The following is a 25,811-nucleotide window of genomic DNA, read 5'->3' on the forward strand; positions in this document are numbered from 1 at the left end:
CGGAGGAGAGCGATGGGACACCTGCGACATGAGGTCGATCCGGCCGAGGTCGGCCTCGACCCGAAGGCGCTGGCCCGGCTGGACCAGCACTTCGCCCACCTGGTCGACGACCACCGGCTGCCCGGTTGCCTGGTGGCCGTGTCCCGGCACGGCCGGGTCGCACACCTCGCGACGCACGGATGGCGCGACCGCGCGGCGGGGCTCCCGGTCGAGACCGACACGCTGTGGCGGATCTACTCGATGACCAAGCCGGTCACCTCGGTGGCCGCGCTGATGCTCCTCGAAGAGGGCCACTTCGGGCTGGACGACCCGGTGGCCCGATTCCTGCCGGCCTTCGCCGCACCGCGGGTGTACCTCGACGGCTCGGGCGCCGGCACCCGGACCCGTCCGGCCGAGCACGAGATGACGATCCGTCAGCTGCTGACCCACACCTCCGGCCTGACGTTCGGCTTCTACCACTCCCACCCGGTCGACGCCCTCTACCGCGACGCCGGTCTGGAGTCGTCGGTGGCGCCGGGCACGGATCTCGCCGGAACCTGCGAGGTGTACGCCGGTCTGCCGCTCCAGTTCGAGCCCGGCACCGAGTGGAACTACTCGGTGTCCACCAACGTCCTGGGCCGGCTCGTGGAGGTGGTGTCCGGCCAGGACCTCGACGTCCACCTCGCCGAGCGGATCTTCCGTCCGCTCGGCATGACGGACGCCGGGTTCTGTGTCACGGACGAGCAGGCCGGGCGGCTCGCCGAGCTCTACGGGGAGGACTCCGAGGGGCGGCTCGCCCCGATCACCGGGCTCCCGCTGCGCGGCAGGCCGCGCTTCCTGTCCGGGAGCGGCGGCATGGTGGCCACCGCGCACGACTACCACCGCTTCATGGAGATGCTCCGGCGTCGCGGGGAACTCGACGGTGTCCGGCTGCTGAAGCCGGAGACGGTGGACACGATGACCGCCAACCACCTGCCGGGAGGCGCCGACCGGCGCACCTTCGGCAGCCCGCTGCACCGCGAGCCCGGCAACGCGGGCCTGGGCTTCGGCCTGGGCGTCTCCGTCGTCGTGGACCCGGGGATCACCCGCTCCCCCTCCGCCGAGGGCGCGTTCGGGTGGAGCGGGGTGGCCGGTACGACCTTCTGGGTCGACCCGCGCCGGGACCTGACCGTGCAGTTCTTCACCCAGGTCCGCCCGGCGGGGTCCCACTCCCACTACCCCGAACTGAAGCGGCTCGTGCACGAGGCCGTGCAGGACTGACCCGGCTCACTCGGTCCTCAGGGTGAACTCCACCCCGTCCCGGGCGAGTTCGTCGAGCCACTGTGCGGAGCGGGCCGCCGTCCCGGCGGCCCGGCACAGACCCGGGGGCAACGAGCCGTCGAGGATGTGCCGGACACCGAGGGCGAGGGTGCGGGAGACGCAGCGCGCCATGGCGCTCTCGTCCGCGGTGCCTTCGAGGTCGAGGAGGTAGCGGCCGGACCACTCGGTGCCCGGCTCGCCCCGCACGTCCAGCGAGACCACGAGGACGACGCGGTCGCGGTCCGTGTCCGTCGTCGGGTGGGCCGCCGCGAGTTCCCGGGCGAGGTCCGCGATCCGCCGGTCGTCGCCCGTCCTCAGCTCGGCGAAGACGGCGTCCCAGGCCCGCAGCCAGCCGTCCAGGCGGAGCGTGCCCCGGACGAACGTCTCCGGTGTCCAGGCGTCGGGGAGGCCGTACTGCCGGACGAAGGGCACGCTGTCCCGGTTGGGATAGACCTCGAAGGTCTCGCCGTCGACGAGCTGGGGCCGGGTCGCCTCCCAGGGACGCTCCACCGTGACGGGCACACCGTCCTCGATGTGGCGGGCCGGTGCGCGCAGGGCGCCCAGGACGCCGGCCGGCGCCCAGCTGAAGCGGTACCTGAAGTCGTCGGGCACCGCCGGGACACCGCCGCAGAAGGACGTGAGGCGGTACGAGGCGGCCGTACCGTCCCCGATCGCCCGGCGGGCCCGGTCGACCAGACTCTGCGCGAAGAGGTGGTCGACACCCGGGTCAAGCCCGCACTCCGTCAGCACCACCGTGCCGGCCGCCGTCGCCGCGGGCACCTGGGCTAGCACCGCGTCCGACACATAGCTGGAGCAGGCGAAGTGGGCGCCGCTCCGCACGCAGGCGGCGAGCAACTCGGCGTGTTCGGAAGCGGGCAGCATGGAGACCACGACGTCCCCGGGGGCGAGCGCGGCCGTGAGCGCGGGCCGTGTGTGGGCACGGGGATCGGCACGCCCGGTCAGGCCCAGCGCCTCGAGCCTCCGCGCCGCGCGCTCCTCGGTGCGGTGCCACAGGCGCACCCGGTCGGCGACATCGCACACCGCGGCCAGACCGCTGCCGGTGGACAGACCCGCGCCGATCCAGTGCACGGTGCCGCTCGGCGCCCTGCCCCCGGTCGTCATCGCGCTCCTCCCGCTTCCGGCTCCTTCTCCAGGCCGATTTCACGGCACTCCCGCCGGAACCGGTCGAGACAGCGCTCCCAGGGGCGGCCGGCACCGAAGTCCAGGAGCTGCGGCAGCAGCGCCGCCGAGAAGTCGGTGCTCGCCTCCAGCGGCAGCAGGGACGGCAGGTTGTCGATGGCGATCAGGTCCAGGACGGGCCGCTCCCGCAGGCGGCGCACCGGACGCGTCCAGTCCGTGGTGGTGTCGTAGACCGGCAGCACGTTGAGCGGCGATCCGACGTCACAGGTCACGTCGCACAGCGTGCGCAGCCGGCGGCCTGGCCTGTCGAGGTCCTCGACCGTGAGGAAGGGCGGGATCGGCCGGGTCGTGAGCACGGTGTTCACCATCACCTCGTGGTCCAGCAGGGCCGCCCGGTCCAGATCACGGGTCTCGGCGAGGTCCCAGCGGGTCGGCTCCGTCCCGGCGACACCGAACGCGGCGCGTGCGCCCCGGCCGCTGCGGCCGAGAGCGCCGATCACGAGGGCCGGCAACGGCCCGGCGCCCGCGGCGAGTTCCGCGTCCAGTTCCTCCCTCGACAGGGGGCCGAGCGGCGCCTTCAAGGCACCCCGGTGGTGCAGCACCGCCAGCGCCGCGCCCAGGTATCCGGCCCAGTAGCCGAAGGCGGCGAGCCGGCGCCCCTCGTCGTCGACCAGGTACTCCAGGTCGAGCAGGGCGCCACCGCCGGCGACGAACCTGCGCAGCAGCGCCTCGGCCCCCGGCTGCCGCTTGTAGGCGTGCCCGAAGAGGATGTGCCGGTGTGTCAGTTCGGCCGGTCCCTTGGGGAGTTCCTTGAGGCCGACGACCACGGCGTCCGGTGGTGCCGAGACCCAGGAGCCCGCCCCGGCGGTACGGCAGCCCGCCCTCTCGTACGCCTCGACCGGGAAGACCCGCTGCGGCGAGTCCTCCACGGTGATCGTCACGCCGGCGTCGACGAGCCGTGCGGCGTCCGAGGGCACGACGGGCGTGCGCCGTTCGGTCGTACGGGTCTCGTGGCGCAGCCACAAGTGGAGTCCGGTCATACGAGGTTGACCTCCGGGCGCGGGGCGTCGGCGGCGAAGCGATCGACGCTCAGGGGGCTGATGTCGAGGAAGGGTACGCGGCCGAGGTACAGATCCCGGACCACCTCGCCGACCGCCGGTCCCTGCAGGAACCCGTGACCGGAGAACCCGGTCGCGTACAGGAAGCGCGAGCACGAACGCGCCTCGCCGATCAGCGCGTTGTGGTCCGGCGTGATCTCGTAGAGCCCCGCCCAGCCGCCGGTGCGGGGCAGGTCGAGCAGGGCGGGCGCCCGGTGCCGCATGGCCCCGGCCAGCCGCGGGATCCACCGCTCGTGCGTCCCGGTGGCGAACCCGGGTGTCTCGTCGGGGTCGGACATGCCGACGAGGAGCCCCGGGCCCTCGGCGTGGAAGTAGAGGCTGGTGGTGAAGTCGATGGTCATCGGCAGACCGGGCGGCAGTCCGGGGACGGGTCCGGTGACGGCGATCTGACGGCGCAGCGGCTGCACGGGCAGATCCACTCCGGCCATCGCGCCGACGCGCCGCGACCAGGCACCGGCCGCGCAGACGACGGTGCCGGTGGCGATCCGGCCGCCGGTGGTGACCACCCCGGTGACGGTGTCCCCGCGGGTCTCGATGCCGGTGACCTCGCAGTGCCGCAGCAGGGTCGCCCCGTGCCGGCGGGCTCCGGCCGCGTAGCCCTGGACCACCGACTCGGGAGTGCAGTGGCCGTCGTCCGGGGAGAACGCGGCGGCCAGCAGGCCCTCGGTGGTGATGAGCGGGGACAGCCGGCGTGCCTCGGCGGGGTCGATCAGCCGGCTGGGCACTCCGAGCGTGTTCTGCAGCCTGACGCCGTCCTCGAAGGCCGCGACCTCCTCGGGCGTGGAGAGCAGGAACAGGTAGCCGACCCGGTGCAGACCGATGTCCTGGCCGGGTTCCTCTCCGAAGCGGGCGAACGCCTCCAGGCTGCGGGCGCCCAGCCGGATGTTGAGTTCGTCGGAGAACTGCGCGCGGACGCCGCCCGCGGCCCGCGCGGTGGAGCCGGAGGCGAGTTCGCCGCGCTCGACCAGCACGACGTCCCGGACACCCGCGCGGGCCAGGTGGTAGGCGATGCTCGTCCCGATCACACCGCCGCCGATGACGACGACCTGAGCGGTCCCCTTCACCGCCGTGCCCGCCGGGCGCGGGCCGCGTCGATCACGGCCCAGGCCGCAGCGGCGTCCTGGATGCCGAGTCCGACACTGTTGTAGAGGACGATGTCGTCCGGGCCGGTGCGTGCCGTGTGGCCGCCGGTCAGGACGCCGCCGAGCGGGATCAGGTCGTCCGGCGTGAGGACGCCCCGGGCCAGCGCCTCGACCACCGGTCCGGCGTGTTCGGCGGCCGTCACCGGATCGTCGACCACCACCGCCGCGGCACGCCGCACCACCTCGGCGTCCACCTCGCTGCGGGTGGGTTCGAACGATCCCACGCTGACGACCGTGCACCCCGGCGCCAGCCACTCCCCCCGCACGACGGGCGTACGGCTGAGGGTGCAGGCCGCGACCATCGACGCTCCGGCGACCGCGTCCCGCGCGGTGCCGGCCGCCTCGACGGCGATGCCCAGTTCGGCGGCGAGCTGCCGGGCCGCCTCCGCCCGCCGACCGGGGTGCGGGCTCCACACCCGTACGGACCGCAGTTCCCGTACCCGGGCGACGGCCCGCGCGTGGGCGAGCGCCTGGGTGCCGGAGCCCAGCAGGCCGAGCTCCGCGCTGTCCGCGGTGGCCAGCGCGTCGAGGGCGACGGCGCTGGCGGCGGCGGTGCGCAGGGTCGTGACCGCCGTGCCGTCCATGACCGCGGCGAGCCGCCCGGTCACCGGGTCGAGCGCGTTGATCACCGCGTGGACGGTCGGCAGACCGGCTCCGGCGTTCCCCGGGTTGACGCTGCCGAACTTGGCGACGGCACCGGTGTCCGCGGACAGCCGGGCCAGATAGGCGAAGACCACGCTGTCGTCGAACCGGCTGGGGTGCATGATCTTGCCGGGCAGCTCCGCGGTGCCGTCGCCGAGCGCGGTGAACGCCGCGCGCTGTGAGGCGATCGCCGCGTCGGTGTCCAGCAGTTCCACGACCTGCTCACGGGACAGGTACAGCGGTCCGGCGTCGTCTTCTGTCATTCCTCAGTGATAGCCGCCTTCGCCGTTCCGCAAAAGATCGCCTTCGTCCAGTCGCCGCCGTCCAGGTGGGGAAGGAAGTGGTCGAGGCGCTCCCGCTTGGTCAGCAGGTAGGCGAGGTTCTCCTCGCACGGCGGTATCAGCAGCGGCACCTGCTCGGCGACCCTGATGCCGTTGCGCTGCAGCGACTCACGCTTGCGCGGGTTGTTCGAGAGCAGGCGCACCGACCGTACGCCGAGGTCGTGCAGCATGTTCGCGGCCACCCGGTAGTCGCGGGCGTCGACCGGCAGGCCGAGGGCGACGTTCGCCTCCACCGTGTCGAGGCCCTCCGACTGGAGCTTCATCGCCTGCAGCTTGGCGAGCAGACCGATGCCGCGGCCCTCGTGGCCCCGGAGGTAGACGAGGACGCCGCGTCCCTCCGCGACGATGGCGCGCAGTGCCGCGCCGAGCTGGTCGCCGCACTCGCAGTGCGTGGATCCGAAGGCGTCGCCGGTGAGGCACTCGGAATGGAGCCGGGTGAGGACGCCTTCCTTCGTCGCGTCCCCTCCGCCCCCGGCGAGATCGCCGACCTCCCCGTGGACCAGGATCACCTGCTCCTCACCGCGGTCGTGGTCCAGGTACCCGACCGCCTGGAAATTGCCGTACACGGTGGGCAGAGGGGCGATCACGACTCGTTCGACACCAGAGCGGCGCGCGGTCCCGGCAAGTACTGCGAAGTCATCTGTCATGATCTGGTTCCTAAGCAGAGTCGAAAGAAGAGTCGAAAGGCCGTGAAACATGAGTGGTTCGGGAACGCACTCGACGGTGTCCGGCCTGTTGCCGGCGGACACCACGGAGGATGTGCGCGAGCGGGGGGCCGGTGTCGCCCGTCAGATCGCGGTGCTTCCCGTGGGGAGTTTCGAACAGCACGGGGCGTTCCTGCCGTTGGCGACGGACACGCTGGTCGCGTGTGCCGTCGCGCGTGAGATCGCCGCCGCCCATCCGGTACACCTCCTTCCTCCGTTGACGATCTCCTGCTCGCACGAACACGCCGCGTGGCCGGGGACCGTCAGCATTTCCGCCGTCACGCTGCACGCGGTGGTGCGTGACATAGCCGAATCGCTGCGCCACTCCGGTGTGGACACCCTGGTGCTCGTCAACGGGCACGGCGGCAATTACGTGTTGGGCAATGTCGTCCAGGAATCCGCGGGCACCGGTACGCGCATGGCGCTTTTCCCGGCCGCGGAGGACTGGGAAGCCGCGCTCGAACGGGCCGGTGTGGAAACCTCGTTGCTCACGGATATGCACGCGGGAGAAATCGAGACCTCCATTCTGCTGCACACTCACCCGGAATTGATCCGGCCCGGTTACGAGACGTCCGACTTCGTCGTGGACGACCGGCGTCATCTGCTCACCCTCGGTATGGCCGGCTATACCGAGTCCGGTGTCATCGGCCGTCCCTCGAAGGCGTCCGCGGAGAAGGGCGAGGAGCTCCTCGCGGGGCTCACCGACGCCTTCGGGGCGTACTTCTCGCTGCTGACGGAGAAGACACTTCCGTCGGCGGGGACGGGCACTTCGGCGGTCGCTGAATCCCGGCACTGATCCTGCCCTCCTGCGTTCTCCTGCCGCGGACGCCGCAGCGCCGCGAACCAGCGGACGAACAGGACCGCGAGGCCGGGCAGGGCGGCGGCGAAGCTGAGCACCCCGTAGATCACGGCGACGCTCAGGCCCATGCCGGCACCCAGCCCCGCGGCCCCGAACGCCCAGGCCATGACGCCTTCCCGGGGACCCCAGCCACCGACGTTGAGCGGCAGGCCCATGGCGAGCAGGGCCAGCAGCGCCAGCGGCAGCAGCTCGGCCACGGACGCGGCCGATCCGGCGACCCGGGCGGCGATCAGGAACATGGCCAGGTGCCCGGCGAGCACGACGACCGACGAGAGAAGCACACCCGGCCAGCTGCCGCGGGCCAGCAGCACGCCGCGGGCCTCGGTGAGCAGGGCGCGGACGGCGCCGAACCGGCCGGAGGAGGCGGTCGGCCGGGCCCTGCGGACCACGCCCACCGTGACCGCCGCGCCCGCCGCGACGATCGCCAGGACGAGAGCCAGCCGCCGGGCGTCGTCGAGGACCGGCGACGGCTGGGTGAGCAGGACGACGGCCCCGACGGCGACCAGAACGGCCTGTCCGGCGGTCCGTTCGAGGACCACCGCGCGCACTCCGCGCCCGATGTCCCCCGCGCTCTGGCCGTGCCGCACCGCGCGGTGCACGTCGCCGAGGACACCGCCGGGGAGCGCCGCGTTCAGGAACAGCGCCCGGTAGTAGTCGGCGACGGCGCCCGCCAGCGGCAGCCGGATGCGCAGCCCGCGGGCGACCAGGCACCAGCGCCACGCGCTGAACACCGTGGTGAGCAGCCCGAGGCCGACCCCGGCCAGCAGGGTCGGGACGTCGATCCTGCGCAGCCCGTCCAGGAAGACCCCGGTGCCGAGCCGCCAGAGCAGGACGCCGAGGATGGCCGCGCCGGCGACGGTGCCGAAGTGGGTGCGCAGACGGCGGGAGTCGAACAGCGCCCGCAGCGCTCCGCCCCGGGGCCGGGCCTCGGCCGCCGGGGCCGGGGTACTCGGCCCGGCCGCGCGGCCGGCACGGGGGCCCGGCGCCGTCCGGCCGGCCGTCGCGGACGGGAGCGCGACGACGCGGGCGGCACCGCCACGGATCCGCAGGACGACGCGCCGGCCGAGGGCGGGGGCCGTGCCGGTGTCCGGACCGACGGCCTGCACGCCCGTGCTCACTTCGCACCGCCCTTCGGCCGCGGCAGCGCCAGGACGTCGCTGTGGTGCACGACCACACGCAACTCGCCCGCCGCGCAGGCCTCCAGACGGGAGCGCAGGTACGATTCCGCACGCTCCGCCAGCTCGGGCCGCTGCTCGACGGCCGCTCCGACCCAGCCACGCAGCCACTCCTCGGTGAGCGCGGCCTCCTGGGGTCCGAGCCGCCAGGGACTCGGATGCACCCGGACGGTCGCGTCGTGCCGGTCGAACGCCTCGCAGGCCGCCGTGATCGCGTCCGGACCGAGCAGTTCCCCGCGCCGCTGGTGGGCGTTGAACGCCTCGGCGAACTCGGCGTCCAGCGGGTCGCCCGGCGCGAACTCGACGCGGCCCGCGACGGAGAGCGTCAGCAGGGCCGGGACCCCGGCCTCCGCGCAGGCCACCGCGAGCCGGTCGATCTCCTCACGGGTGAGGACGTCCAGCAGGGCGGACGCGGTCACCAGCGAGGCGCCGGTCAGCGCGTCCGCGGTCAGCCGGCTGATGTCGCCGCGCTGGGTGGTGACCGTGACCCGGCTGCCGTCGGCGGCCGCCGCGGGCGAGCCCACCGTCGCGAAGTGCAGCAGGTACGGGTCCCGGTCGTGCAGGACCCAGTGCTGGGCGCCGTCCAGGCGCGGGGCGAGCCAGCGCCCCATCGAGCCGGTGCCGCAGCCCAGGTCGTGGATGACCAGATCGCCGCCGCGCCGGGGCAGGTTGGCCAGCCGGATGCGCAGCGGGTCGAGCAGGTCGGCCGCCCGGGCCGCGGCGTCGGCCGGTTCCCGCAGCTGGAGCCACTGCGGGGCGTAGCGGGGCGCGTCGTCGTCGGGGGTGTCCGCGCGCCGCCCGGGAGCACCCGGAGGGTTCGTGGTCGGTCCCGCCCCGGGAACCACCCGCTTCACGTCCTGACGCGCGGCGCCGGTCTGCTTCGTGTGCCGGCCGGCGGCGCCGGCCTGCGGCGCGCTCTGGTCCGCGCCACCGCTACCGGGTGTGCGGGGCGCGCCCTGCCGGGGGGAGTCCGCGCCGGTCGCCTGCGTCCTCATGCCGCCCTCCGGGGTTCCTGCGGAAGCCGTGCCAGTACGCCCGCCAGGCTGCGGGCCGTGGCGGCCCAGCCGTCCAGCGAGGCGCGCCTGCCGCGGGCGGCCGCCTTGAGCCGGCGGCGGACGTCGGCCTCGCCGAACCAGCCGCGCAGTTCCACGGCCAGCGCGGCCGGGTTCTCCGGGGGGACGAGGATGCCGGGCACCCCGCCGTCGGGCGCGCGCCCGACCGCTTCGGGCAGTCCGCCGACATCCGTCGCGAGCACCGGAATGCCCCGGGCGAGCGCCTCGGTGACGGCCATGCCGTACGTCTCGGCGTACGAGGTGAGGACCATGAGGTCGGCCGCGGCGTAGCTGGCGTCGAGCTCCGCGCCCGCCTGCGGGCCGGCCAGGTGCAGCCGGTCGCCGAGGCCGTACTTCTCGATGAGGCCGCGCAGTTGGGCCACGTACGCCGGGTCCTGGGTGAGTCCGCCGACGCAGACGCAGCTCCAGGGCAGGTCGGTGACGGTGGCGAGGGCCTCGATCAGCCGGTGCTGGCCCTTGCGCGGGCTGACCGTCGCGACGCACAGGAGCCGCGAGACGCCGTCGGTGCCGGAGGCGAGCGGGGCGATGTCGGCGCCGGGAGCGGCGACATGCACCCGCTCGGGGGCGAGTCCGTGGTGGGCTACGAGCCGGCGGACCGCCCACTCGCTGGTGGCGACGACGGCCGACACGGCCCGCAGGGTGGTGCGTTCCTTCGCGTCCAGCTCGGCGGCGACGGCCGGCGCGAGGCCGGTCTCGTCGCCGAGCGGCAGGTGCACCAGCACGACGAGGCGCAGCCGTTCGGCCTCGGGGACGATGATCTCGGGGACGCCGCAGGCGACGATGCCGTCGAGGAGGACGACCGTGTCGTCCGCCAGCTCGGCCAGGGTGCGGGCGAGTTCGGTGCGGGCGGCAGCCGCGGGCCGCGGCCAGTCGCCCGGGACCGCGTGCCGGTGGACCTGCCAGCCGAAGCCTGGGAGGTCCAGACAGACCCGCCGGTCGTAGGCGTTGCCGCCACTGGGCGCGGACGCGTCGTCGACGCCGCCCGGCATCACGAAGTGTACGGAGCGCAGGGACATGGGGATGATCGCCGCATTCTTGAGAGCGGTGTGCTGCACCGGCATGTAGTTCAGGGACGACCGGTCGCTGTCCGCGGCCGGCCTGCCGAGGGTGGTGTCGGTCACAGGTCACGCTCGTAACTCGCCCACGCGATGTGCGACTCGTGCAGGGTGACCGTGATGCCCGAGAGTCCGTGCGCGCCCTCGCCCAGCGCTCCCGCGTGCACGCGCTCGGCGAGGCGGTCGGCGACGACCTTGGCCAGGAACTCCGTCGAGGTGTTCGTGTTCTTGAAGTCCGGCTCGTTGTCGAGGTTGCGGTAGTTCAACGCGCTCACGACGGCGCCGAGTTCCTGGGTGGCCAGACCGATGTCGACGACGATGTTGTCGTCGTCCAGTTCGGCACGGCGAAACGTGGCGTCCACCAGGAACGTCGCTCCGTGCAGGCGCTGCGCGGGGCCGAAGACCTCGCCACGGAAGCTGTGGGCGATCATCAGGTGATCGCGGACGGTGATGCTGAACAACGGACGACCCTCCAGGTGCGGTACGTCTGATCCCCTGCCGGGACCACGCCGTGTAGTACGGCTGCCCCGTTCTCCTTGTTCAGCTGCCTGTTCCCCTTTCTTCGCAGTCTTCGGAGGTCAGGCCGGTTGCCCGGCGCTCAAACCCGGTCGTAGACGACTCGGTGGCACAGCCCCGGTATCGATCCGGAGGCGAGTTTCGCCATCACGCCGGGCAGTTCCGCGAAGTCGCACTCTCCGGTGACGAGTGCGTCGAAGGCGGGCTCGGCGAGCAGTTCGAGGGCGAGCGCGAGCCGGTCGGCGTAGGTCCGGCCGGGCCGGGCCGCCGGTGAAACGGAACCCACCTGGCTGCTGCGCACGACCAGGCGGCGGGAGTGGAACGCCTCCCCCAGCGGCAGGCTGACCCGCCGGTCCCCGTACCAGCTCATCTCCAGGACCGTCCCCTCGCGGGCGAGGAGTTCCAGCGCCCGGGTGAGTCCGGCCTCCGTGGCGCTGGCGTGCACGACGAGGTCGCATTCGCCGGCGGCCTCGCCGGGCAGCGCGAAGTCGACGCCGAGGGCGCGGGCGATGCCGGCCCGGGTGGGATCGGCGTCGACGAGCTGGACCCGGACGCCCGGGAAGCGGGCCAGAAGAGCGGCGACGGAGCAGCCGACCATGCCGCCGCCGATCACCGCGATCCGGTCGCCGACCAGCGGGGCGGCGTCCCACAGGGCGTTCACCGCGGTCTCCACCGTCCCGGCGAGGACGGCGCGGGCGGCGGGCACCGAGTCCGGCACGACCGTCACGGCGCTCACCGGGACGACGTACCGCGTCTGGTGCGGATACAGGCAGAACACCGTCCTGCCCATCAGCCCCGCCGGGCCTTCCTCCACCTGGCCGACGCTCAGATAGCCGTATTTCACCGGTCCGGGGAAATCCCCGTCCTGGAACGGTGCACGCATCGAAGCATGCTGACTTTCCGGCACGCCGCCACGGAAGACGAGGGACTCGGTGCCCCGGCTGACTCCGGAGTAGAGCGTGCGCACGAGCACCTCGCCCTCCTCGGGGGCCGACAGGGCCACCTCGCGTATCTCGCCGCGGCCGGGCGAGCCCAGCCAGAACGCGCGAGCTGTGAGTTCCATGAGCGTCCCCCTGAACGATCGAGCAGATCTTCACGTACGGAGCGGTGACAAGCCGCGCACGGTACGCGGCGTTGATCGACTCTGTCATATGGCCGGAGGATGTGCGGTGGCCCTGAACAACACGTACGACGCGAGGCTCCTGGCTCAGGAGACCACGGTGGGAGCGGGTGTGCAGCTCCTGGTCCTGGCTCTGCTGGGCACGGCGATCGGGATGGGGCCCGCGGGCTGGCTGACCGGCCTGGCCTTCGCGATCGCCACCTGGGCGGTCCTGACCCGCGCCCTGCGCCGCTCCCGGCCCCGCTCCTTCGGACCGGCCAATCGGGTGACCCTCGGCCGCGCGATCCTGGTCGGCGGGGTCACCGCGCTGGTCGCGGACTCCTTCCAGAGCTCGCCCCCGGTCACCCTGCTCGTCGGTCTCACGGCGGTCGCCCTGATCCTCGACGGGGTCGACGGGAAGGTCGCGCGCCGCACCGGCACCTCGACCGCCCTCGGCGCGCGTTTCGACATGGAGGTCGACGCGTTCCTGATCCTCGTGCTCAGCGTGTACGTGTCGATGTCGCTCGGTCCCTGGGTGCTGCTGATCGGCACCATGAGGTACGTGTTCGTGGCCGCGGCCCGGGTCCTCCCGTGGCTGAACGCGGCGCTGCCGCACAGCATGGCCCGCAAGACCGTGGCGGCCCTCCAGGGGATCGTGCTGCTCGTCGCCGGCGCCGGGATCATGCCGCGGGAGGCGGACGCCGCCACGGTGCTGCTGGCGCTCGCGCTGCTGGTCTGGTCGTTCGGCCGCGACATCGTGTGGCTGTGCCGCCACCGCCACCAGCACCCGCGGGAGCAGCGGCAGACCGTGCGCGAGCTCGCCGAGGTGGGCTGACGCGAGCGGACCGGGGTCCCTCCCCGCGCCACCGGTACGACGGTGACCCGGCCCGGCGCGTCCGGCGGACCGCCCGCGAGGGCGGACGCACCACAGGCCGCACCCGCTCGTGGACCCGCGGCCCCGACGAGCCACACCGGCCGGCCCCCGCTCCCGGGCCACGGCGCGGACGGACAGGACCGGCGGGACGCCGGAGGCCGTCGCCGCCATCCCGTCGCATCGCACTACGCTCACGCCACGCGTTCCCCGTGTCTCCCGTGTACGTCCCGTCCGCCCCGGCCGACACCCCGCGGAGCGGACCGAGGCGCCACGGGCCGTCTTCTCACCTCGCCGGACCCGTCACGTCCCGTTCGGCGCCACAGCCGCCGCTCGGTCCGCCGGGCGCACGGCCGCACCCGGTCCGCGCGGCCGTCCGCGACGGCAGTGCCCGGCAACTCGTCGGCGCCGGTGGCCTCCTGGAGCGGTGCCCGGTGACCGCCGCCGTCTCCGGGTCCCGGCGGGGACCCTCAGGACGCCACCCGGTCGGCCGCCGAACCGGCGTCGGGGTGGGCGAGGCCCAGGTGGTCGCGGAGGGTGGTGCCCTCGTACTCCGTACGGAAGACGCCGCGCTCCTGGAGCAGCGGGACCACGGTGTCGGCGAAGGTGTCGAGGCCGCCGGGGGTGAGGTGCGGGACGAGGATGAAGCCGTCGGAGGCGTCGGCCTGCACGAAGCGGTCGATCGTCTCGGCCACGGTGGCCGGTGAGCCGACGAACGCCTGCCGGTTGCCGGTCTCGATGACCAGGTCCCGGATGGACCACTTGTTGGCGGCGGCCCGCTCGCGCCACTCCCGGGCGGTGGCCAGCGGGTCCCGGTACATCCGCACCTGGGCGCGGCCCCGGGCGATGGTGTGCTCGCCGAGGTCGGGGTCGATGTCGGGGAGGGGGCCGTCCGGGTCGTACCCGGACAGGTCACGGTTCCAGACGAACTCCAGGTGCCTGATCGCCGTGGCGCCGCTGACCTGTTGGCGGCGCACCTCGCGGGAGAGCTCCTCCGCCTCGGCGTCGGTGTCCCCGAGCACGAAGGTGGCGGCGGGCAGGATCAGCAGCTGGTCGGGGGTCCGCCCGTAGCGGGCGAGCCGGCGCTTGACGTCCGTGTAGAACGCCTGGCCCTCCTCGAGGGTGGCGTACCGGCTGAAGATCGCGTCGGCGTCCGCGGCGGCGAACTCGCGGCCCTCCTCGGAGTCCCCGGCCTGGAAGACGACGGGGCGGCCCTGCGGACTGCGCGGCACGTTGAACCGCCCCTGGATGTCGAAGTGCCGGCCCTGGTGCGCGAAGGCTCCGGCCTTCGCGTCGCGCAGGAAGACTCCGCTCTCCTGGTCGGCGACGATCTCGTCCCCGTGCCAGGCGTCGAAGAGCTCGTTCGCGGTGGACAGGAACTCCTTCGCCCGGGAGTAGCGGTCCTCCTGCGCCAGGAACCCTCCGCGGCGGAAGTTCTCCCCGGTGAAGGCGTCCCAGGAGGTGACGACGTTCCAGGCGGCGCGTCCGCCGGAGAGGTGGTCGAGGCTGGCGAACTGACGGGCCACCTCGTAGGGCTCGTTGAAGGTGGAGTTGATGGTGCCGGTCAGGCCGAGGTGTTCGGTGACGGCGGCGAGCGCGGTGAGTACGGTGAAGGTGTCGGGGCGTCCCACGACGTCCAAGTCGTAGATGAGGCCGCCCTGTTCGCGCAGCCGCAGTCCCTCGGCGAGGAAGAGGAAGTCGAATTTCGCGCGTTCGGCGGTCCGCGCGAAGTGCGCGAACGAGCTGAACTCGATGTGGCTGCCGGCCTCCGGGTCGCTCCAGACGGTGGTGTTGTTGACGCCGGGGAAGTGTGCCGCGAGGTGGATCCGCTTGCGGGGCTTGTCCTGTGACGTGCTCATGAGTGGGTCCCTCCGGAACGGGCGGTGGCGGCGTAGCGGTTGGCGGGGCGGGAGAGCCCGAGCAGCCCGCGCAGGGTGCCGGCCTCGTACGACCGCCGGAAGGCGCCGCGGCGTTGGAGTTCCGGGACCAGGCCCCGGGTGATCGCCGGCAGGTCGTGGCCGGCGACCGCCGGGCGCAGCCGGAAGCCGGACAGTCCGGCTGTCTGCAACTCCTGCAGCAGATCCGCGAGTTGGGCCGGGGTTCCGGTGAAGATCCGGGCGTCGCTGGTGTACGGCCGGCCGGCGAGGGTGTCGAGGCGTTCGCGGCGGGCCGCCGCCGCGGCGGGATCGTCGTCCAGGAACACCACCAGGTCGCCGAAGAGGTGCAGGGGTTCGCCGGAGCGTCCCGCGGCGTCCTGTTCGGCCCGGACCGCGGTGACGATCGCGCGGGCCTGCCCGGTGTCGTGAGGGGTGACGTAGCCGATGTCGGTGGAGCGGCCGAGCAGACGGAAGGGCGCGCCGGCCGCCGACGCGTGGGCGAGGGCGCTGACCGGGGGCTGGCCCTGCGGCGGGCGTGGGGTGATCGAGGGGCCCTTGACGCTGAAGTGCCTGCCCTCGAAGTCCACGTAGTGCAGTCTGTCGCGGTCGACGAAGCGGCCGGTGGCGACGTCCCGGATCTCCGCGTCGTCCTCCCAGCTGTCCCAGAGCCTGCGGACCGCCTCGACGTGGTCGGCCGCCTCGTCGAAGAGCTCGGCGGTCAGTTCCCGCACGGCGGGGGTGTCCAGGTCCTCCGGACGGAACGGGGGGAACGTACGGCGGCCGAAGTGCGCGGCCTCGTTCTGGCGCGGCGAGACCTGCACCCGTACACCGGCCCGCCCGGTGCTCACATAGTCGAGGGTGGCGATCGCCTTGGACACATGGAACGGCTCTGTGTGGGTGGCCACTACGGTCGGCACCAGTCCTATGTGGCTGGTGAGCGGTGCGACGCGGGCCGCGATCAGGACGGCGTCCAGACGGCCGCGTACCTGGTCGGTGCGGTCGTCGGGGCCGTCGGCCCGCGAGGACTGGAGGCCGAAGGCGTCCTCGATGGTCACGAGGTCGAGCAGGCCGCGCTCCGCCTCGGTGATCAGGTCCGTCCAGTAGGCGGCGGTGAGCAGATCGTGGGGGCGGGCCACCGGTTCGCGCCACGCGGCCGGATGCCAGCCGGCGCCGTCGAGCGCGACCGCGAGGTGCAGCAGGCCGGAGGAAGCGGAGACAGGGGAGGAAGAAGGGGTCTGTGGGGAGGGGGATGACGAGGACACGAAAGGAGTGCCTTCCTGATCGACCGTACGAGGGCTCACACCCTCCGTGCGAGGGCGGCGGCAGCGGGGTGACAGGTCAGGGACGACAGAGCGCGCCGGCCACGCGCTGCAGATCGATGTGCGGCCGGGAGTGGAGACGAACACGACGGCGCGGGGTGAGCACCATGACGCGGAGTCCGGATACGGCCGGCACGCCCGTCACCTCCGCTCTTCCGTGCGCGGCGGCCGGGGGCGCGCCGCCTTCGTGGTGTCCTCTTCAGCACAACGGGCCGTCCGTGCCGTCTGTTCCTGCTCCGCGACCGGAGTTCGGACCAGGAGGTGATCCGTGCGCCGGCGCCGGCCGAAGCCGGTCGGCTCGTGGAGCCGGACCGCTCCGGTGCGGGTGCCGCTGCCGGTGCCGCTGCCGCTGCCGGTGGCGGTGGCGGTGGCGGTGTGCGGGAAGGGGGGTGTCCCCGCGTGGAGGGTGTCATGAGGGTGGCGTGTCTCCGGGGCGGCACGGGAGCGGTGGGTCAGGAGTTGTCGAGGGGCAGCCCCGGCGGGTCGACCCGGGCGGTGTCGACCGCCTCGTTGGAGAGGTGCCACGCGGCGAGCCACTGCGCGTACCGACCGCTCTTGATCAGGTGGTCGATGGCGTCGGCGACCGGCTTGGCGAGCCCGCTGCCCTTCTTCGCGGTGGCCGCGATCAGGCCCTGGAGCGTCGCGCCCGCGCCGGAGAACGTGCCAGCGTTGCGCGTCGGTTCGGGCGTCCTCGCGGTCTGGGTGATGTGGTACGCGATACCGGGGTTGGGCCCGAAGGAGGCGTCGATCCTCCCGCTGGTCAGGGCGAGGGCCGTGGCGTTGTTGTCCTGGTAGTACTTGACGGTGAGCTTCTTGCCCTCCGCCGCCAGCTTCGCCTTCCACTCCAGCAGGATCTTCTCCTGATTGGTACCGGCGCTCACCGCGACGGTCAGGCCGGCCAGTTTCCGGTAGTCGTCGCCGAAGTTCCAGGTGCTCTTCTTCCGCACCTCGAAGGCGAGGTTGTCCTGCCGGTAGGAGGCGAACTCGTACTTCTTCTTGCGCTCCTCGGTGTCGGTGACGTTCGAGAAGGCGACGTCGACCTTGCCGCTGTCGATGCCGACGAAGAGGTTCTCCCAGGTCGAGTTCTTCACCTCCGGCTTCAGGCCGAGGACCGCGGCGACCAGCCGGCCGAGGTCGGGTTCGGCACCGGTGAGGGTCTTCTGGTCCTGGCCCACGTAGGCCAGTGGCGGGAACCCGGCGGGCAGCGCGCCCACCCCGATGACCAGCCTGCCCTTCCTCGCCACCTCCTTGGGCAGCTCGGCGCTGATGGCCTTGACCTCGGTCACCTCGAGGTCGGTCCGGCGGGCGGCGCCGTTGGAGAGCGCGCCCACGGTGACGGTGCCGGGGGCCGCGCCTCCCGTGGTGGCGGCGTCGCTCTCGCCGCCGCACGCGGTGAGCCCGGTGGCGAGGGCGGCGGCCACGGTGGACACGGTCAGGCCGCGGAGGAGTCCGGTACGGAGCCCGCGGGGGCGGTCGGGGAGGAGGCTGCGGCTGCTGCGGTCAGGGGTGCGGGTCGGGGTGCGCATGGTCGTCCTTGTCAGGTGTGTGGGCGTGAGGGCGTGGCGGGGTGCGCGTCCGCGTGGGAGGTGAGGTGCGGTGAGGAACGCGGGTGCGCCGTCTGCGGTGGCGGGTGGGTGGGGCGTCCTCGGCGGTGGATGGGTGGGGCGTCTGTGGTGGCGGGTGGGTGGGTCGTTCGGGGGTCCGGGATTCAGAGGACCTTGCTCAGGAAGTCCCTGGTCCGCTCGTGTGCCGGACGGTCGAGGACCTGGGCGGGCGGCCCCTGTTCGACGATCCGGCCGGCGTCCATGAAGACCACCCGGTCGGCGACCTCACGGGCGAAGCCGATCTCGTGGGTGACGATGACGAGGGTGGTGCCGCTGGTCGCCAGGTCCTTGATGACGGCGAGGACCTCGCCGACGAGTTCGGGGTCGAGCGCGGAGGTGGGTTCGTCGAAGAGGATGACTCCGGGACGCAGCGCGAGGGCACGCGCGATGGCCACCCTCTGCTGCTGCCCGCCGGACAACTGCAGGGGAAAGGCGGCGGTCTTGTCGGCGAGCCCGACCCGGCCCAAGAGGGTGCGCGCCAGCTTCCGGGCTTCGGGCCTGCCCAGCCGGCCGGTGGCGACGGGCGCGGCGGCCACGTTGTCCAGCACCGTCAGGTGCGGGAACAGGTTGAAGTTCTGGAAGACGAACCCGATCCGGCCGCGCTGGGCGAGGATGGACCGCTCGCTCAGTTCCCTCAGCCGGCCGCCGTGCTCCCGTACACCGATCGGTTCGCCGTTCACACGGACGTGTCCGATCTCGGGCTTCTCCAGATGGTTGATCACCCTGAGGAGCGTGGACTTGCCGGAGCCGGAGGGCCCGAGGACCACGGTGACCTCGCCGGGCCGGACGGTCAACCGCACCCCGTTCAGCACCCGTTGGTTCCCGTACCACTTGTGCACGTCGTGCACCTCGACCGCCGCGGGCCGGCCGTCCAGGTGCTCCGCGGTCTCGGCGCTCACCGTGCCGCCTCCTTCCGGATCCGGGCCCGCAGGTCGCGCAGACCGGTGCGGAGTCTCCGCAGTGGGGTGGGCGGGAGCGTGCGCAGCGCACCCCGCGAGTAGTACCGCTCGACGTGGAACTGGACGACCGACACGACGCTGGTGAGGATCAGGTACCAGACGGTGGCGACCAGCAGCAGCGGCACGATGTCGCCGGGGTAGGTGCTGCCCATGCTCTGCACCGAGCCGAAGAGATCGAGCAGGGAGACGTAGAACACCAGGGAGGTGCCCTTGATCAGGCCGATCAACTGGTTCACGTAGTTGGGAACGATGGAGCGCAGGGCCTGGGGGAGCACGATCCTCGTGAACTGGTAGCCCTTCGGCAGACCGAGCGCGGCCGCCGCCTCGTGCTGGCCCTGGTCGACGGAGAGGATGCCGCCCCGTACCACCTCGGCCGCGTACGCCGCCTCGTTGAGGCTCAGCCCGACGACCGCGACGGCCATGTCGGTGGCGAGCCGGGACTCGTCGAAGGTGAGGAAGGCGGGACCGAACGGCACGCCGAGGCTCAACGTCCGGTACAGGGCTGAGAAGTTGTACAGGAAGAGCAGGACGACGATGAGCGGGACCGAGCGGAAGAGCCAGATGTAGACCCAGCTCACGGCGCGCAGCACCGGACTCCGGGAGAGCCGTGCAAGCGCGAGCAGGACACCGCCCAGCTGGCCCGAAAGGGCGCTGTAGAGGGTCACTTCGAGGGTGATCAGCAAGCCGTCGACGATCGTGGGCCGCAGGAACCAGTACTGGAACCTGTCCCATTGGAAGAACGGGTTGGTCGCCAGGCCGTGGACGATCTGCGCGACCAGGACCAGCACGGCCGCCGAGACGATCCAGCGGCCCGGCCGGCGCAGCGGCCGTACCCGTTGCGCCGCGTACGGCCTCGGTTCGGCCACGGGAGCGGGGGGCGGCTCCGCCGTGCCCAACGGCACGGCGGAGCCCAGGGATTCACTCATGGAGGGCTCCAGGCGGCTCGGACTCCCCGGGCGCGGCCCGTACGAGGAGACGACGGGGTACGCGCACGGGGAACGAACCCGATGCGGGGGGCGGGAAGGGGAAGGAGGTCACCGGCGGACCGCCCGTTCGACGCCGGTACGGGGCAATTCGGCGATCACGGGTCCTGTGCCGGACGGCGGAGATCAGGGGCCGGGAGTCCGCCGGCCGGGGTTCACCGGCCCGGTCCGCAGCAACCGGGGTCGGCCGGCCGGGCTTTCATGAACCGGGATGCGGCGAGCGGGGACCGGCGAGGGAGCGCGTCAGCCCTGACAGCGACAGCGGGCGCCGGGAGCGGGACAACACCGGGCCGTGCGGGCGCTGCCGCCGTCGGTGAGGTGCCGCTCGGGGCGACGGTTCATGAGCGCGCGGTGGCAGCCGTGGGACCGCGAGGCGGTCTTCCCCTGAGCTGCGTGCATCGCGGTCACCGTCACCGTTCCGGCCCGTCGGGCCTCGTGTCCACCGGAGTTGCTCCGGTCCGATGCGGCGTAAGTTAGGCACGGCCCCCGACGGATGTCAACGTCCGGCAGCCCGGACGACCACGTGGTGAGACCGCGCGGGTGCCTTCTTGACGGGCCCGTGGAGCGGACCGAGACTGACGGGGACGGTCACGATTGTCAGCGCCCTTCGCCCGGTTCCGTCCGTGCGAGGCGGTTGATCGGCCCCGGCCCGCTGACAGGCAACCCTTCCACCGCGACGGGGTGCCCCGGGTGACGACCGGGTCCCGCCGGAGCGGCGGGGCAAGCGTGGTCTCGCCTCTCGCGAGCCCCGGACACGGGAGCGACGGGAATGACCGGAACGGGCACGAGCGGTCTGACCAGACGCCTGCACATCGATCTGCAGCGGGTCTCCAGCGCCTACTAGTCCGCCGCCGGACAGTACGTCAGCGCAGTCACTCCGTTCCGCCGCTGCCGCCCCCCGGGGAGGCAGGGCTTCGCCGTTCCCATGGAGAGTCATGCCCGAGACAGCCTCGCTCGGTCCGTCCGCCGCCGCCTCCCCCTGCTCCTCGACCGCGCCCTCACCCTCACCCGTGCCGGGGACCGTCGTCGCCGGGCCTCCCCGGGGCACGGCACCCCTGCGCGGGCACCGGATCCGCAGCCGCATCGGGGTCGGTCCGGCCGGCGGTTTCTACCCGGCGCCGCACCGCTATCAGCTGTACCTCTCCGAGGACTGTCCGCGCTCGCTGCGCATCTCGATCACCCTCGGCCTGCTGGGTCTGCGGGACTCGGTCACCTCCACCCTGCTGACGGCGCCGTCCGGAACGCCGGACGCCCGCGCCGCGCTGCGGGCCGCGTACGAGGCCACCTGGCACCACTACGACGGTCCGCTCACCGCGCCGGCGCTCTGCGACCGCTGGAGCGGGCGCATCGTCAGCAACCACACGCCCGACATCCTGCGCGACCTCGGAGAGCTTCCGGGCTGTCGCGGCGACGGCGGGCACCCCCGGCTGCACCCGCCGGCCCTCGCCGCGGACATCGACGCCCTGCGCGTCCTCCTGCACCGGAATCTCACCCCGGCGGCGGCGCCGGCGGCGCGGTCGGCCGCGCTCGCCTCGCTGGACCGTCGGCTCGCCGCGCACGCGTACGTGCTGGGCGACGAGTTGACGGCGGCCGACGTCGACCTGTGGGTCGCTCTCGTCCGCCTCGGTGCCGGCGACGCCCTCTCCCCGTACGGCCGGCTGCGGGAGTACGTCGCCGGGCTGGGCGCCCGTCCGGCGTTCCGTGACGCGGGGCTCCGGGGCTGAGCGGTCACCCGAACGACCCCCGGGCGGCGGGGTGTTCACCCGCCGGACGCCCGGCGCCGCGGCCGCCCGAAGGCCGCGGCGACGGCGGGTGGGCCGGGGCCCCGTCGTCGGTCAGCCCTTGACCCGGGTGAAGACGAGTGTGCCGACGACAGTGGTCAGGCCGCGGAGCATGCCCAGCTGGTTCCACCCCATGCCGAACTGGTCGCGGTCCACGCTGAACTCCGTGTCCAGGGTGACCTCGTCGACGCTCGCCGCGGTGACACGGGCGACGGCGGGCTGCGGCTTGGTGACGCCGTGCACGGTCAGCTCTCCGGCGACCGTGACGGTGTCGTCCTGAGCCACCGCGGCGTCGTCCACCGCGAAGGTGATGGTGGGGTGACGTTCGACGTCGAAGAGGTCGGCCGAGCGCAGGTGCTTGTCCCGCTTGCCGTTCTTGGTGTCGAGGGACGCCGCGTCCAGGGTCACGGTGCCCCGGGCGGTCCCGTCGGGCCGCACCTCGCCCTCCCCGGCGACGGTGGCGAAGACGCCCTTCACCGTGACCAGACCCCACATCGTCTTGTGCCGGATGGCGACCTTGGTACGGGCGGGGTCGAGCTGCCACAGGCCGGTTTCGACGGCGACGGTCATGAGTGTTCTCCATACGGTTGACGGTGGGCGATGGGGCACGGGCCGTGGGACGAACGAGAGTCATCCAAATTTGGACGATCACAGGCTAGCCCGTTTTCCAAATTTGGACAACCAGTAGACTGTGACACCATGGCCGACTTTCTCGCCCCCGCTGACCTGCCCGAACACGAGCCGGCGGGCGACGACGGCCTGCTTCCGGGCGAACTGCGGTCCTGGATGCGGCTGTTGGCGGCGGCCGGCGCGATCGAGCAGCAGCTGCGCGCTCGGGTGAAGGACGCCCTGGGGGTCTCGCACGACGAGTTCCTGGTGCTGTGCCTGCTGGCCGACCAGCCCGGCTCCAGCCTGCGCATGACACAGATCGCCGAGCTGCTGGGCCGGCCCAAGACACGGCTGACCTATCAGGTGGCCTGTCTGCAGCGCGCGGGCCTGATCACCCGGCGCTCGGCCTGCGGGGACAAACGCGGTATCGAGGTCGTCCTCACGGACAAGGCACGCACCCTGCTGAGGGAGTCCTCGCGCCCGCTGGCCGACGCGGTCTCGCAGGCCATCGCCCGCACGGCGTGCGCGCAGCGGTTCGAGCAGCTGCACGATCTGCTGCCGCCCTCCGAGGCGCCCGGCGACCGGCCGTAGAGCGCGGGGCCCCGGGAACGCCGTGCCCGGAAGGGCTCCGGGGACGGGCCGGCGGGCCACGACGCGGCACACCCGCCGACGCCGCGGCCCGAAGGCGCGCGGAGCCGCCCCCGCGGACGGCCTCGCGCGCCGGACGACGGCCGTCACGACGGCCGCGCGGATCAGAACCCCGGGAACACGCGTCGCAGGTCGTCGAGGGTGAGGGCGTCCCCCTTCAGGTTCACCTCGGCCGGGGTGCGGGCCGGGGCGTGCCGGCCGGTGACGAGCCGCAGCCACCACTCGGCCGGAGCGCTCAGCACGGCGTCGGGGTCGGCGGGCTCGTCGACCAGCGCGACCGAGTCACCCACGTCGAGCCCGAACGCCCGCTCGGGAGAGACCGTCCGCACCGCGACCCGGACGTGGCGGCCGCCCAGCGCGTCCGCCCTGCCGAGAAACCCCATGAGCAGACCGGCCTGGTCGAGGAGCGGCCCGACCGCCACGGGCAGCAGGGCCGCCGCCGGGTCGAACGCCACCTCGACGTCCCAGGTGTGGTGGGTGAACTCGCTGAGCCGCAGTCCCGCCACGGTCGCGACGTCCACGGGAGCCGGCAGGAAACCCAGATCCACCCGGAGCTCCTGCCGGGCCCGCGCGTCCAACGCCTCGTAGGTGCTGACGAGTCGCTCGTCGGCGGTCACGAACCCCTCGGCACGCTCGGCCGGGGACATCGCGTCCCAGCGCGCCCACACCGAGGTGTTGAAGTCGCCGCCCCGCGGTCCGGTCCCGTTCAGCGCCCCCTCCAGCGAGGCGAGGCCGATCTCCGCGCCGCTGCCCAGGTGGCTGAGCACCTGGGACACGTCCCACTCCGAAGCGCCCGAGGGCCGGGTGAGGTCGGCGGCGGCGAGTCCGTGGACCACGGAGGTCAGGTGGTCGTGTCCGCTGCGCAGGGCGGCGATGGTCCGGTCGGCACGGTCGGTCATGTCTCGGCTCCGGGGAGGGGTGCGGTGGGGCGGGATGGGACGGTGCGGGAACGGTACCGAGGACCGTCGCGGCATCAAAGACCGCGGGTCCTAGGACGGCGGAAAACGAGGACGGTGCCCGTCGGCGTCCCGCCCCGGCCCCACTCCGCGGTGCCCGCGCCGCCGTCGCGTCCCGGTGTCTGCGCGATCACCGCGGGCGCGGCCATGATGGCAGCATGACCCGCGTCGCCCCGTTCTCCCGGCCTGCTCCCCGGAGGTCCGCCCGATGACCGAACTCCCACTCGCCGGTATCACCGTCGTCAGTGTCGAGCAGGCCGTGGCGGCGCCCTTCGCGACCCGTCAACTGGCCGACCTCGGCGCCCGGGTGATCAAGGTGGAACGCCCGGGAGGGGGCGACTTCGCCCGCCGTTACGACACCACCGTGCACGGCGAGTCCAGCTACTTCGTCTGGCTCAACCGGTCCAAGGAGTCACTGACCCTGGACCTCAAGTCGGCCCGCGGTCGCGACATCCTGGAGCAACTGCTCGCCGGAGCAGACGTGTTCGTGCAGAACCTGGCCCCCGGGGCGGCGGCCCGGCTCGGCCTCGACGCCGCGTCGCTGCGGGAACGGCACCGGTCACTGATCCCGTGCGCCGTCACCGGCTACGGCTCCGAGGGACCGTGGGCGGACCGCAAGGCGTACGACCTGCTCGTGCAGTGCCAGACGGGCCTGGTCTCACTGACCGGCAACGAACACGGCGCCGCCCGCGCCGGGGTGTCGGTCGCCGACATCGCGGCGGGCATGTACGCCTACTCGGGCGTCCTCACCGCCCTGTTCACCCGCGCCACCCAGGGCGTCGCCCGCGCCGTGGAGGTCTCCCTCTTCGAGGCGCTGGCCGAGTGGATGGGCCAGCCCGCCCTCTACACGCGCCACGGCGGCACCCAGCCGCCGCGGATCGGCACCCGGCACGCCACCATCGCTCCCTACGGCACGTACCCCGCGGCCGACGGCAGGGACGTGCTCCTCTCCATCCAGAACGAACGGGAGTGGGTCGCGCTGTGCGAGCGGTTCCTTGAGCGCCCGGACCTCGTGGACGATCCGCGTTTCGCCACCGGTCCCGACCGGGTCGCCCACCGTGACGCGCTCGACGCGATCGTGGCCGACCGGTTCGGCACGCTCGGCAGTCACGAGGCGGGCGAACTGCTGGACGCCGCGGGCATCGCCAACGCCGGGGTGAACACCGTCGAGGAGTTCCTCGCCCATCCGGTCCTGCGCGAACGGGGCCGCTGGCGCGACGTACGGGTGCCCGGCGCCGTGGTGCCCGCCCTGCTGCCGCCCGTCGACCTCGCCGGAGTCGATCCGCGCATGGACCCCGTGCCCGCCCTCGGCGAGCACACCGACGAGATCCTCACCGCGCTGGGACACGGCCCCGCCGACATCGCCGCGCTGCGCGCCGACGGCGTCGTCTGAACGACCGGGGGCCCTGCGGGGCACACCCGAGGGCCTCCGTGCCTCGCCGCCAGAGGTCAGCCGACGCCCGCAGCGTCCAGCAGGGCGGTCACGGTCCTGGTGGCCAGACCGTCCTCCAGGGTCTCGATCCGGGACCCGGCGCGGGCGCTCGCTCCGTCGAAGACCAGCATCAGCTGCCGGGCGAGGAACGCCGCGTCCCGCGCGCCCCCCAGCTCGGCCTCGGCGCGGAACCTCTCCTCCAGGCGGTCCTTGGCCCTGCCCGCCACCACGCTCGCCGGGTGCTCGGGGTCCTTCAGCTCGACCAGCGCGGCCAGGAAGGGACAGCCGCGGTACTCGGGGCGCGTGGAGACGTACTCCGCCCGCTCGAAGACGTGCAGGATGCGCTCACGGGGCGTGCCGTCGGCCGCCGAAGCGGGCGCGAGCTGCTCCTCGTAGAGCGGGATCCGGCGTTCGAGACTCGCCGCGAGGACCTCGTCCTTGCTCGTGAAGAGCTGGTACATCGACCGCTTCGAGACACCGGCCGTCCTGCACAGTGCCTCGATGCCGACGGAGACGCCCTCGCGGTAGAAGAGGTCGGCCGCGGCGTCCAGCAGCCGGTCCCTCGTGGACGCCTTGTCTGTTGTGGCCATACGGGAAGGCTACCGCGCGGGAACCCGACGCGGAAACCGA

The 25,811-nt window shown here is 73.1% G+C and carries 25 protein-coding genes, 1 pseudogene and 1 riboswitch; of the genes and pseudogenes, 7 read left to right on the top strand and 19 right to left on the bottom strand.

Going from position 1 to position 25,811, the window contains the following annotated elements; translation table 11 throughout:
• The first annotated feature begins 12 nt into the window (after positions 1–12).
• Positions 13–1,239 (top strand): serine hydrolase domain-containing protein, encoded by a 1,227-nt coding sequence (locus OG776_RS10745; protein WP_148007374.1) that lies wholly within the window; start codon positions 13–15, stop codon positions 1,237–1,239.
• A gap of 6 nt (positions 1,240–1,245) precedes the next feature.
• On the opposite strand, the gene OG776_RS10750 is transcribed toward OG776_RS10745, so the two are convergent.
• From OG776_RS10750 to ribA, 5 genes are read right to left on the bottom strand one after another with little or no spacing between them, the layout of a single operon-like run.
• Entirely contained in the window at positions 1,246–2,400 is a 1,155-nt protein-coding gene (locus OG776_RS10750) for a saccharopine dehydrogenase family protein (protein ID WP_148007373.1), read from the bottom strand.
• The gene (locus OG776_RS10755; protein WP_148007372.1) at positions 2,397–3,458 is read right to left on the bottom strand and encodes a saccharopine dehydrogenase; all 1,062 of its coding nucleotides are present in this window, start codon (positions 3,456–3,458) and stop codon (positions 2,397–2,399) included. Before OG776_RS10755 ends, OG776_RS10750 begins: the two co-directional genes overlap by 4 nt.
• The gene (locus tag OG776_RS10760; RefSeq protein WP_148007371.1) at positions 3,455–4,600 is read right to left on the bottom strand and encodes an NAD(P)/FAD-dependent oxidoreductase; all 1,146 of its coding nucleotides are present in this window, start codon (positions 4,598–4,600) and stop codon (positions 3,455–3,457) included. Before OG776_RS10760 ends, OG776_RS10755 begins: the two co-directional genes overlap by 4 nt.
• Positions 4,597–5,583, bottom strand: coding sequence for an ornithine cyclodeaminase family protein (locus OG776_RS10765; RefSeq protein WP_148007370.1), 987 nt, complete (start codon positions 5,581–5,583; stop codon positions 4,597–4,599). The genes OG776_RS10760 and OG776_RS10765 overlap by 4 nt, the downstream gene beginning before the upstream one ends.
• On the bottom strand, positions 5,580–6,308 hold the full coding sequence (gene ribA, locus OG776_RS10770) for a GTP cyclohydrolase II (RefSeq protein WP_148007369.1): 729 nt from the start codon (positions 6,306–6,308) through the stop codon (positions 5,580–5,582). Before ribA ends, OG776_RS10765 begins: the two co-directional genes overlap by 4 nt.
• Positions 6,309–6,357: 49 nt before the next feature.
• Between ribA and OG776_RS10775 the strand changes: the two genes are divergently transcribed.
• Complete coding sequence (locus tag OG776_RS10775; RefSeq protein WP_148007368.1) at positions 6,358–7,161, top strand: creatininase family protein; 804 nt, start codon at positions 6,358–6,360, stop codon at positions 7,159–7,161.
• A 137-nt stretch (positions 7,162–7,298) separates the two neighbouring features.
• Here the strand turns inward: OG776_RS10775 and OG776_RS10780 are convergent.
• From OG776_RS10780 to OG776_RS10800, 5 genes and pseudogenes are all read right to left on the bottom strand, one after another.
• Positions 7,299–8,342 (bottom strand): annotated as a pseudogene (locus OG776_RS10780) (lysylphosphatidylglycerol synthase transmembrane domain-containing protein); the annotation flags it as partial.
• On the bottom strand, positions 8,339–9,394 hold the full coding sequence (locus OG776_RS10785) for a class I SAM-dependent methyltransferase (protein ID WP_261994375.1): 1,056 nt from the start codon (positions 9,392–9,394) through the stop codon (positions 8,339–8,341). The pseudogene OG776_RS10780 and the gene OG776_RS10785, both read right to left, overlap by 4 nt.
• Positions 9,391–10,593, bottom strand: a complete 1,203-nt coding sequence (locus OG776_RS10790; RefSeq protein ID WP_384963559.1) for a glycosyltransferase family 4 protein — start codon at positions 10,591–10,593, stop codon at positions 9,391–9,393. The genes OG776_RS10785 and OG776_RS10790 overlap by 4 nt, the downstream gene beginning before the upstream one ends.
• Positions 10,590–10,988 (bottom strand): 6-pyruvoyl trahydropterin synthase family protein, encoded by a 399-nt coding sequence (locus tag OG776_RS10795; protein WP_148007366.1) that lies wholly within the window; start codon positions 10,986–10,988, stop codon positions 10,590–10,592. The genes OG776_RS10790 and OG776_RS10795 overlap by 4 nt, the downstream gene beginning before the upstream one ends.
• Positions 10,989–11,125: 137 nt before the next feature.
• A complete protein-coding gene (locus OG776_RS10800; protein WP_329320304.1) occupies positions 11,126–12,106 on the bottom strand; it encodes a zinc-dependent alcohol dehydrogenase in 981 nt (326 codons plus the stop codon).
• Between the two features lie 106 nt (positions 12,107–12,212).
• On the opposite strand from OG776_RS10800, the gene OG776_RS10805 reads away from it, so the two are divergent.
• The gene (locus OG776_RS10805) at positions 12,213–12,977 is read left to right on the top strand and encodes a CDP-alcohol phosphatidyltransferase family protein (RefSeq protein ID WP_148007364.1); all 765 of its coding nucleotides are present in this window, start codon (positions 12,213–12,215) and stop codon (positions 12,975–12,977) included.
• A 506-nt stretch (positions 12,978–13,483) separates the two neighbouring features.
• Here OG776_RS10805 and OG776_RS10810 read toward each other — a convergent pair.
• The 6 genes from OG776_RS10810 to OG776_RS10830 all read right to left on the bottom strand — a co-directional run bounded on the left by OG776_RS10810 (position 13,484) and on the right by OG776_RS10830 (position 19,698).
• Complete coding sequence (locus tag OG776_RS10810; protein ID WP_148007363.1) at positions 13,484–14,872, bottom strand: NtaA/DmoA family FMN-dependent monooxygenase; 1,389 nt, start codon at positions 14,870–14,872, stop codon at positions 13,484–13,486.
• Entirely contained in the window at positions 14,869–16,152 is a 1,284-nt protein-coding gene (locus OG776_RS10815) for an LLM class flavin-dependent oxidoreductase (protein ID WP_148007362.1), read from the bottom strand. The genes OG776_RS10810 and OG776_RS10815 overlap by 4 nt, the downstream gene beginning before the upstream one ends.
• Positions 16,153–16,228: 76 nt before the next feature.
• Positions 16,229–16,318, bottom strand: coding sequence for a putative leader peptide (locus tag OG776_RS42430; protein ID WP_315986879.1), 90 nt, complete (start codon positions 16,316–16,318; stop codon positions 16,229–16,231).
• A 343-nt stretch (positions 16,319–16,661) separates the two neighbouring features.
• Complete coding sequence (locus OG776_RS10820) at positions 16,662–17,735, bottom strand: ABC transporter substrate-binding protein (RefSeq protein ID WP_329320306.1); 1,074 nt, start codon at positions 17,733–17,735, stop codon at positions 16,662–16,664.
• Positions 17,736–17,917: 182 nt separating this feature from the next.
• Entirely contained in the window at positions 17,918–18,712 is a 795-nt protein-coding gene (locus OG776_RS10825) for an amino acid ABC transporter ATP-binding protein (protein WP_329320308.1), read from the bottom strand.
• Entirely contained in the window at positions 18,709–19,698 is a 990-nt protein-coding gene (locus tag OG776_RS10830) for an amino acid ABC transporter permease (RefSeq protein WP_329320310.1), read from the bottom strand. The genes OG776_RS10825 and OG776_RS10830 overlap by 4 nt, the downstream gene beginning before the upstream one ends.
• Positions 19,699–20,341: 643 nt before the next feature.
• Positions 20,342–20,488: riboswitch (SAM riboswitch) on the top strand.
• A gap of 36 nt (positions 20,489–20,524) precedes the next feature.
• Between OG776_RS10830 and OG776_RS42435 the strand changes: the two genes are divergently transcribed.
• Both OG776_RS42435 and OG776_RS10835 read left to right on the top strand, forming a co-directional pair.
• Positions 20,525–20,599 (top strand): putative leader peptide, encoded by a 75-nt coding sequence (locus tag OG776_RS42435; protein ID WP_351626776.1) that lies wholly within the window; start codon positions 20,525–20,527, stop codon positions 20,597–20,599.
• A 91-nt stretch (positions 20,600–20,690) separates the two neighbouring features.
• Complete coding sequence (locus OG776_RS10835) at positions 20,691–21,479, top strand: glutathione S-transferase family protein (RefSeq protein WP_148012457.1); 789 nt, start codon at positions 20,691–20,693, stop codon at positions 21,477–21,479.
• A 111-nt stretch (positions 21,480–21,590) separates the two neighbouring features.
• Here the strand turns inward: OG776_RS10835 and OG776_RS10840 are convergent, their stop codons facing one another.
• Positions 21,591–22,106, bottom strand: a complete 516-nt coding sequence (locus OG776_RS10840; protein ID WP_148012458.1) for a YceI family protein — start codon at positions 22,104–22,106, stop codon at positions 21,591–21,593.
• Between the two features lie 129 nt (positions 22,107–22,235).
• Here OG776_RS10840 and OG776_RS10845 point away from each other — a divergent pair, with 129 nt between their 5' ends.
• Entirely contained in the window at positions 22,236–22,736 is a 501-nt protein-coding gene (locus tag OG776_RS10845) for a MarR family winged helix-turn-helix transcriptional regulator (RefSeq protein ID WP_148012459.1), read from the top strand.
• A gap of 161 nt (positions 22,737–22,897) precedes the next feature.
• On the opposite strand, the gene OG776_RS10850 is transcribed toward OG776_RS10845, so the two are convergent.
• On the bottom strand, positions 22,898–23,692 hold the full coding sequence (locus tag OG776_RS10850) for a maleylpyruvate isomerase family mycothiol-dependent enzyme (protein ID WP_148012460.1): 795 nt from the start codon (positions 23,690–23,692) through the stop codon (positions 22,898–22,900).
• A gap of 265 nt (positions 23,693–23,957) precedes the next feature.
• Between OG776_RS10850 and OG776_RS10855 the strand changes: the two genes are divergently transcribed.
• Complete coding sequence (locus OG776_RS10855) at positions 23,958–25,142, top strand: CaiB/BaiF CoA transferase family protein (protein WP_148012461.1); 1,185 nt, start codon at positions 23,958–23,960, stop codon at positions 25,140–25,142.
• Between the two features lie 56 nt (positions 25,143–25,198).
• Here OG776_RS10855 and OG776_RS10860 read toward each other — a convergent pair whose 3' ends face one another.
• Positions 25,199–25,771, bottom strand: a complete 573-nt coding sequence (locus tag OG776_RS10860) for a TetR/AcrR family transcriptional regulator (protein WP_329320316.1) — start codon at positions 25,769–25,771, stop codon at positions 25,199–25,201.
• Positions 25,772–25,811 lie beyond the last annotated feature (40 nt).

The organism is Streptomyces sp. NBC_01689 (assembly GCF_036250675.1).
In the GTDB taxonomy this organism is placed as follows: Bacteria; Actinomycetota; Actinomycetes; order Streptomycetales; family Streptomycetaceae; genus Streptomyces.

What these genes read in the sequence shown, in the direction of transcription:
- OG776_RS10785 (WP_261994375.1), bottom strand. Translation starts at nt 9,394, where the DNA reads ATGAGGACGCAGGCGACCGGCGCGGACTCCCCCCGGCAGGGCGCGCCC.
- OG776_RS10850 (WP_148012460.1), bottom strand. Translation starts at nt 23,692, where the DNA reads ATGACCGACCGTGCCGACCGGACCATCGCCGCCCTGCGCAGCGGACAC.
- OG776_RS10820 (WP_329320306.1), bottom strand. Translation starts at nt 17,735, where the DNA reads ATGCGCACCCCGACCCGCACCCCTGACCGCAGCAGCCGCAGCCTCCTC.
- OG776_RS10750 (WP_148007373.1), bottom strand. Translation starts at nt 2,400, where the DNA reads ATGACGACCGGGGGCAGGGCGCCGAGCGGCACCGTGCACTGGATCGGC.
- OG776_RS10765 (WP_148007370.1), bottom strand. Translation starts at nt 5,583, where the DNA reads ATGACAGAAGACGACGCCGGACCGCTGTACCTGTCCCGTGAGCAGGTC.
- OG776_RS10775 (WP_148007368.1), top strand. Translation starts at nt 6,358, where the DNA reads ATGAGTGGTTCGGGAACGCACTCGACGGTGTCCGGCCTGTTGCCGGCG.
- OG776_RS10830 (WP_329320310.1), bottom strand. Translation starts at nt 19,698, where the DNA reads ATGAGTGAATCCCTGGGCTCCGCCGTGCCGTTGGGCACGGCGGAGCCG.
- OG776_RS42430 (WP_315986879.1), bottom strand. Translation starts at nt 16,318, where the DNA reads ATGGTGCTCACCCCGCGCCGTCGTGTTCGTCTCCACTCCCGGCCGCAC.
- OG776_RS10810 (WP_148007363.1), bottom strand. Translation starts at nt 14,872, where the DNA reads ATGAGCACGTCACAGGACAAGCCCCGCAAGCGGATCCACCTCGCGGCA.
- OG776_RS10860 (WP_329320316.1), bottom strand. Translation starts at nt 25,771, where the DNA reads ATGGCCACAACAGACAAGGCGTCCACGAGGGACCGGCTGCTGGACGCC.
- OG776_RS10755 (WP_148007372.1), bottom strand. Translation starts at nt 3,458, where the DNA reads ATGACCGGACTCCACTTGTGGCTGCGCCACGAGACCCGTACGACCGAA.
- OG776_RS10840 (WP_148012458.1), bottom strand. Translation starts at nt 22,106, where the DNA reads ATGACCGTCGCCGTCGAAACCGGCCTGTGGCAGCTCGACCCCGCCCGT.
- OG776_RS10745 (WP_148007374.1), top strand. Translation starts at nt 13, where the DNA reads ATGGGACACCTGCGACATGAGGTCGATCCGGCCGAGGTCGGCCTCGAC.
- OG776_RS10845 (WP_148012459.1), top strand. Translation starts at nt 22,236, where the DNA reads ATGGCCGACTTTCTCGCCCCCGCTGACCTGCCCGAACACGAGCCGGCG.
- ribA (WP_148007369.1), bottom strand. Translation starts at nt 6,308, where the DNA reads ATGACAGATGACTTCGCAGTACTTGCCGGGACCGCGCGCCGCTCTGGT.
- OG776_RS10800 (WP_329320304.1), bottom strand. Translation starts at nt 12,106, where the DNA reads ATGGAACTCACAGCTCGCGCGTTCTGGCTGGGCTCGCCCGGCCGCGGC.
- OG776_RS10835 (WP_148012457.1), top strand. Translation starts at nt 20,691, where the DNA reads ATGCCCGAGACAGCCTCGCTCGGTCCGTCCGCCGCCGCCTCCCCCTGC.
- OG776_RS10855 (WP_148012461.1), top strand. Translation starts at nt 23,958, where the DNA reads ATGACCGAACTCCCACTCGCCGGTATCACCGTCGTCAGTGTCGAGCAG.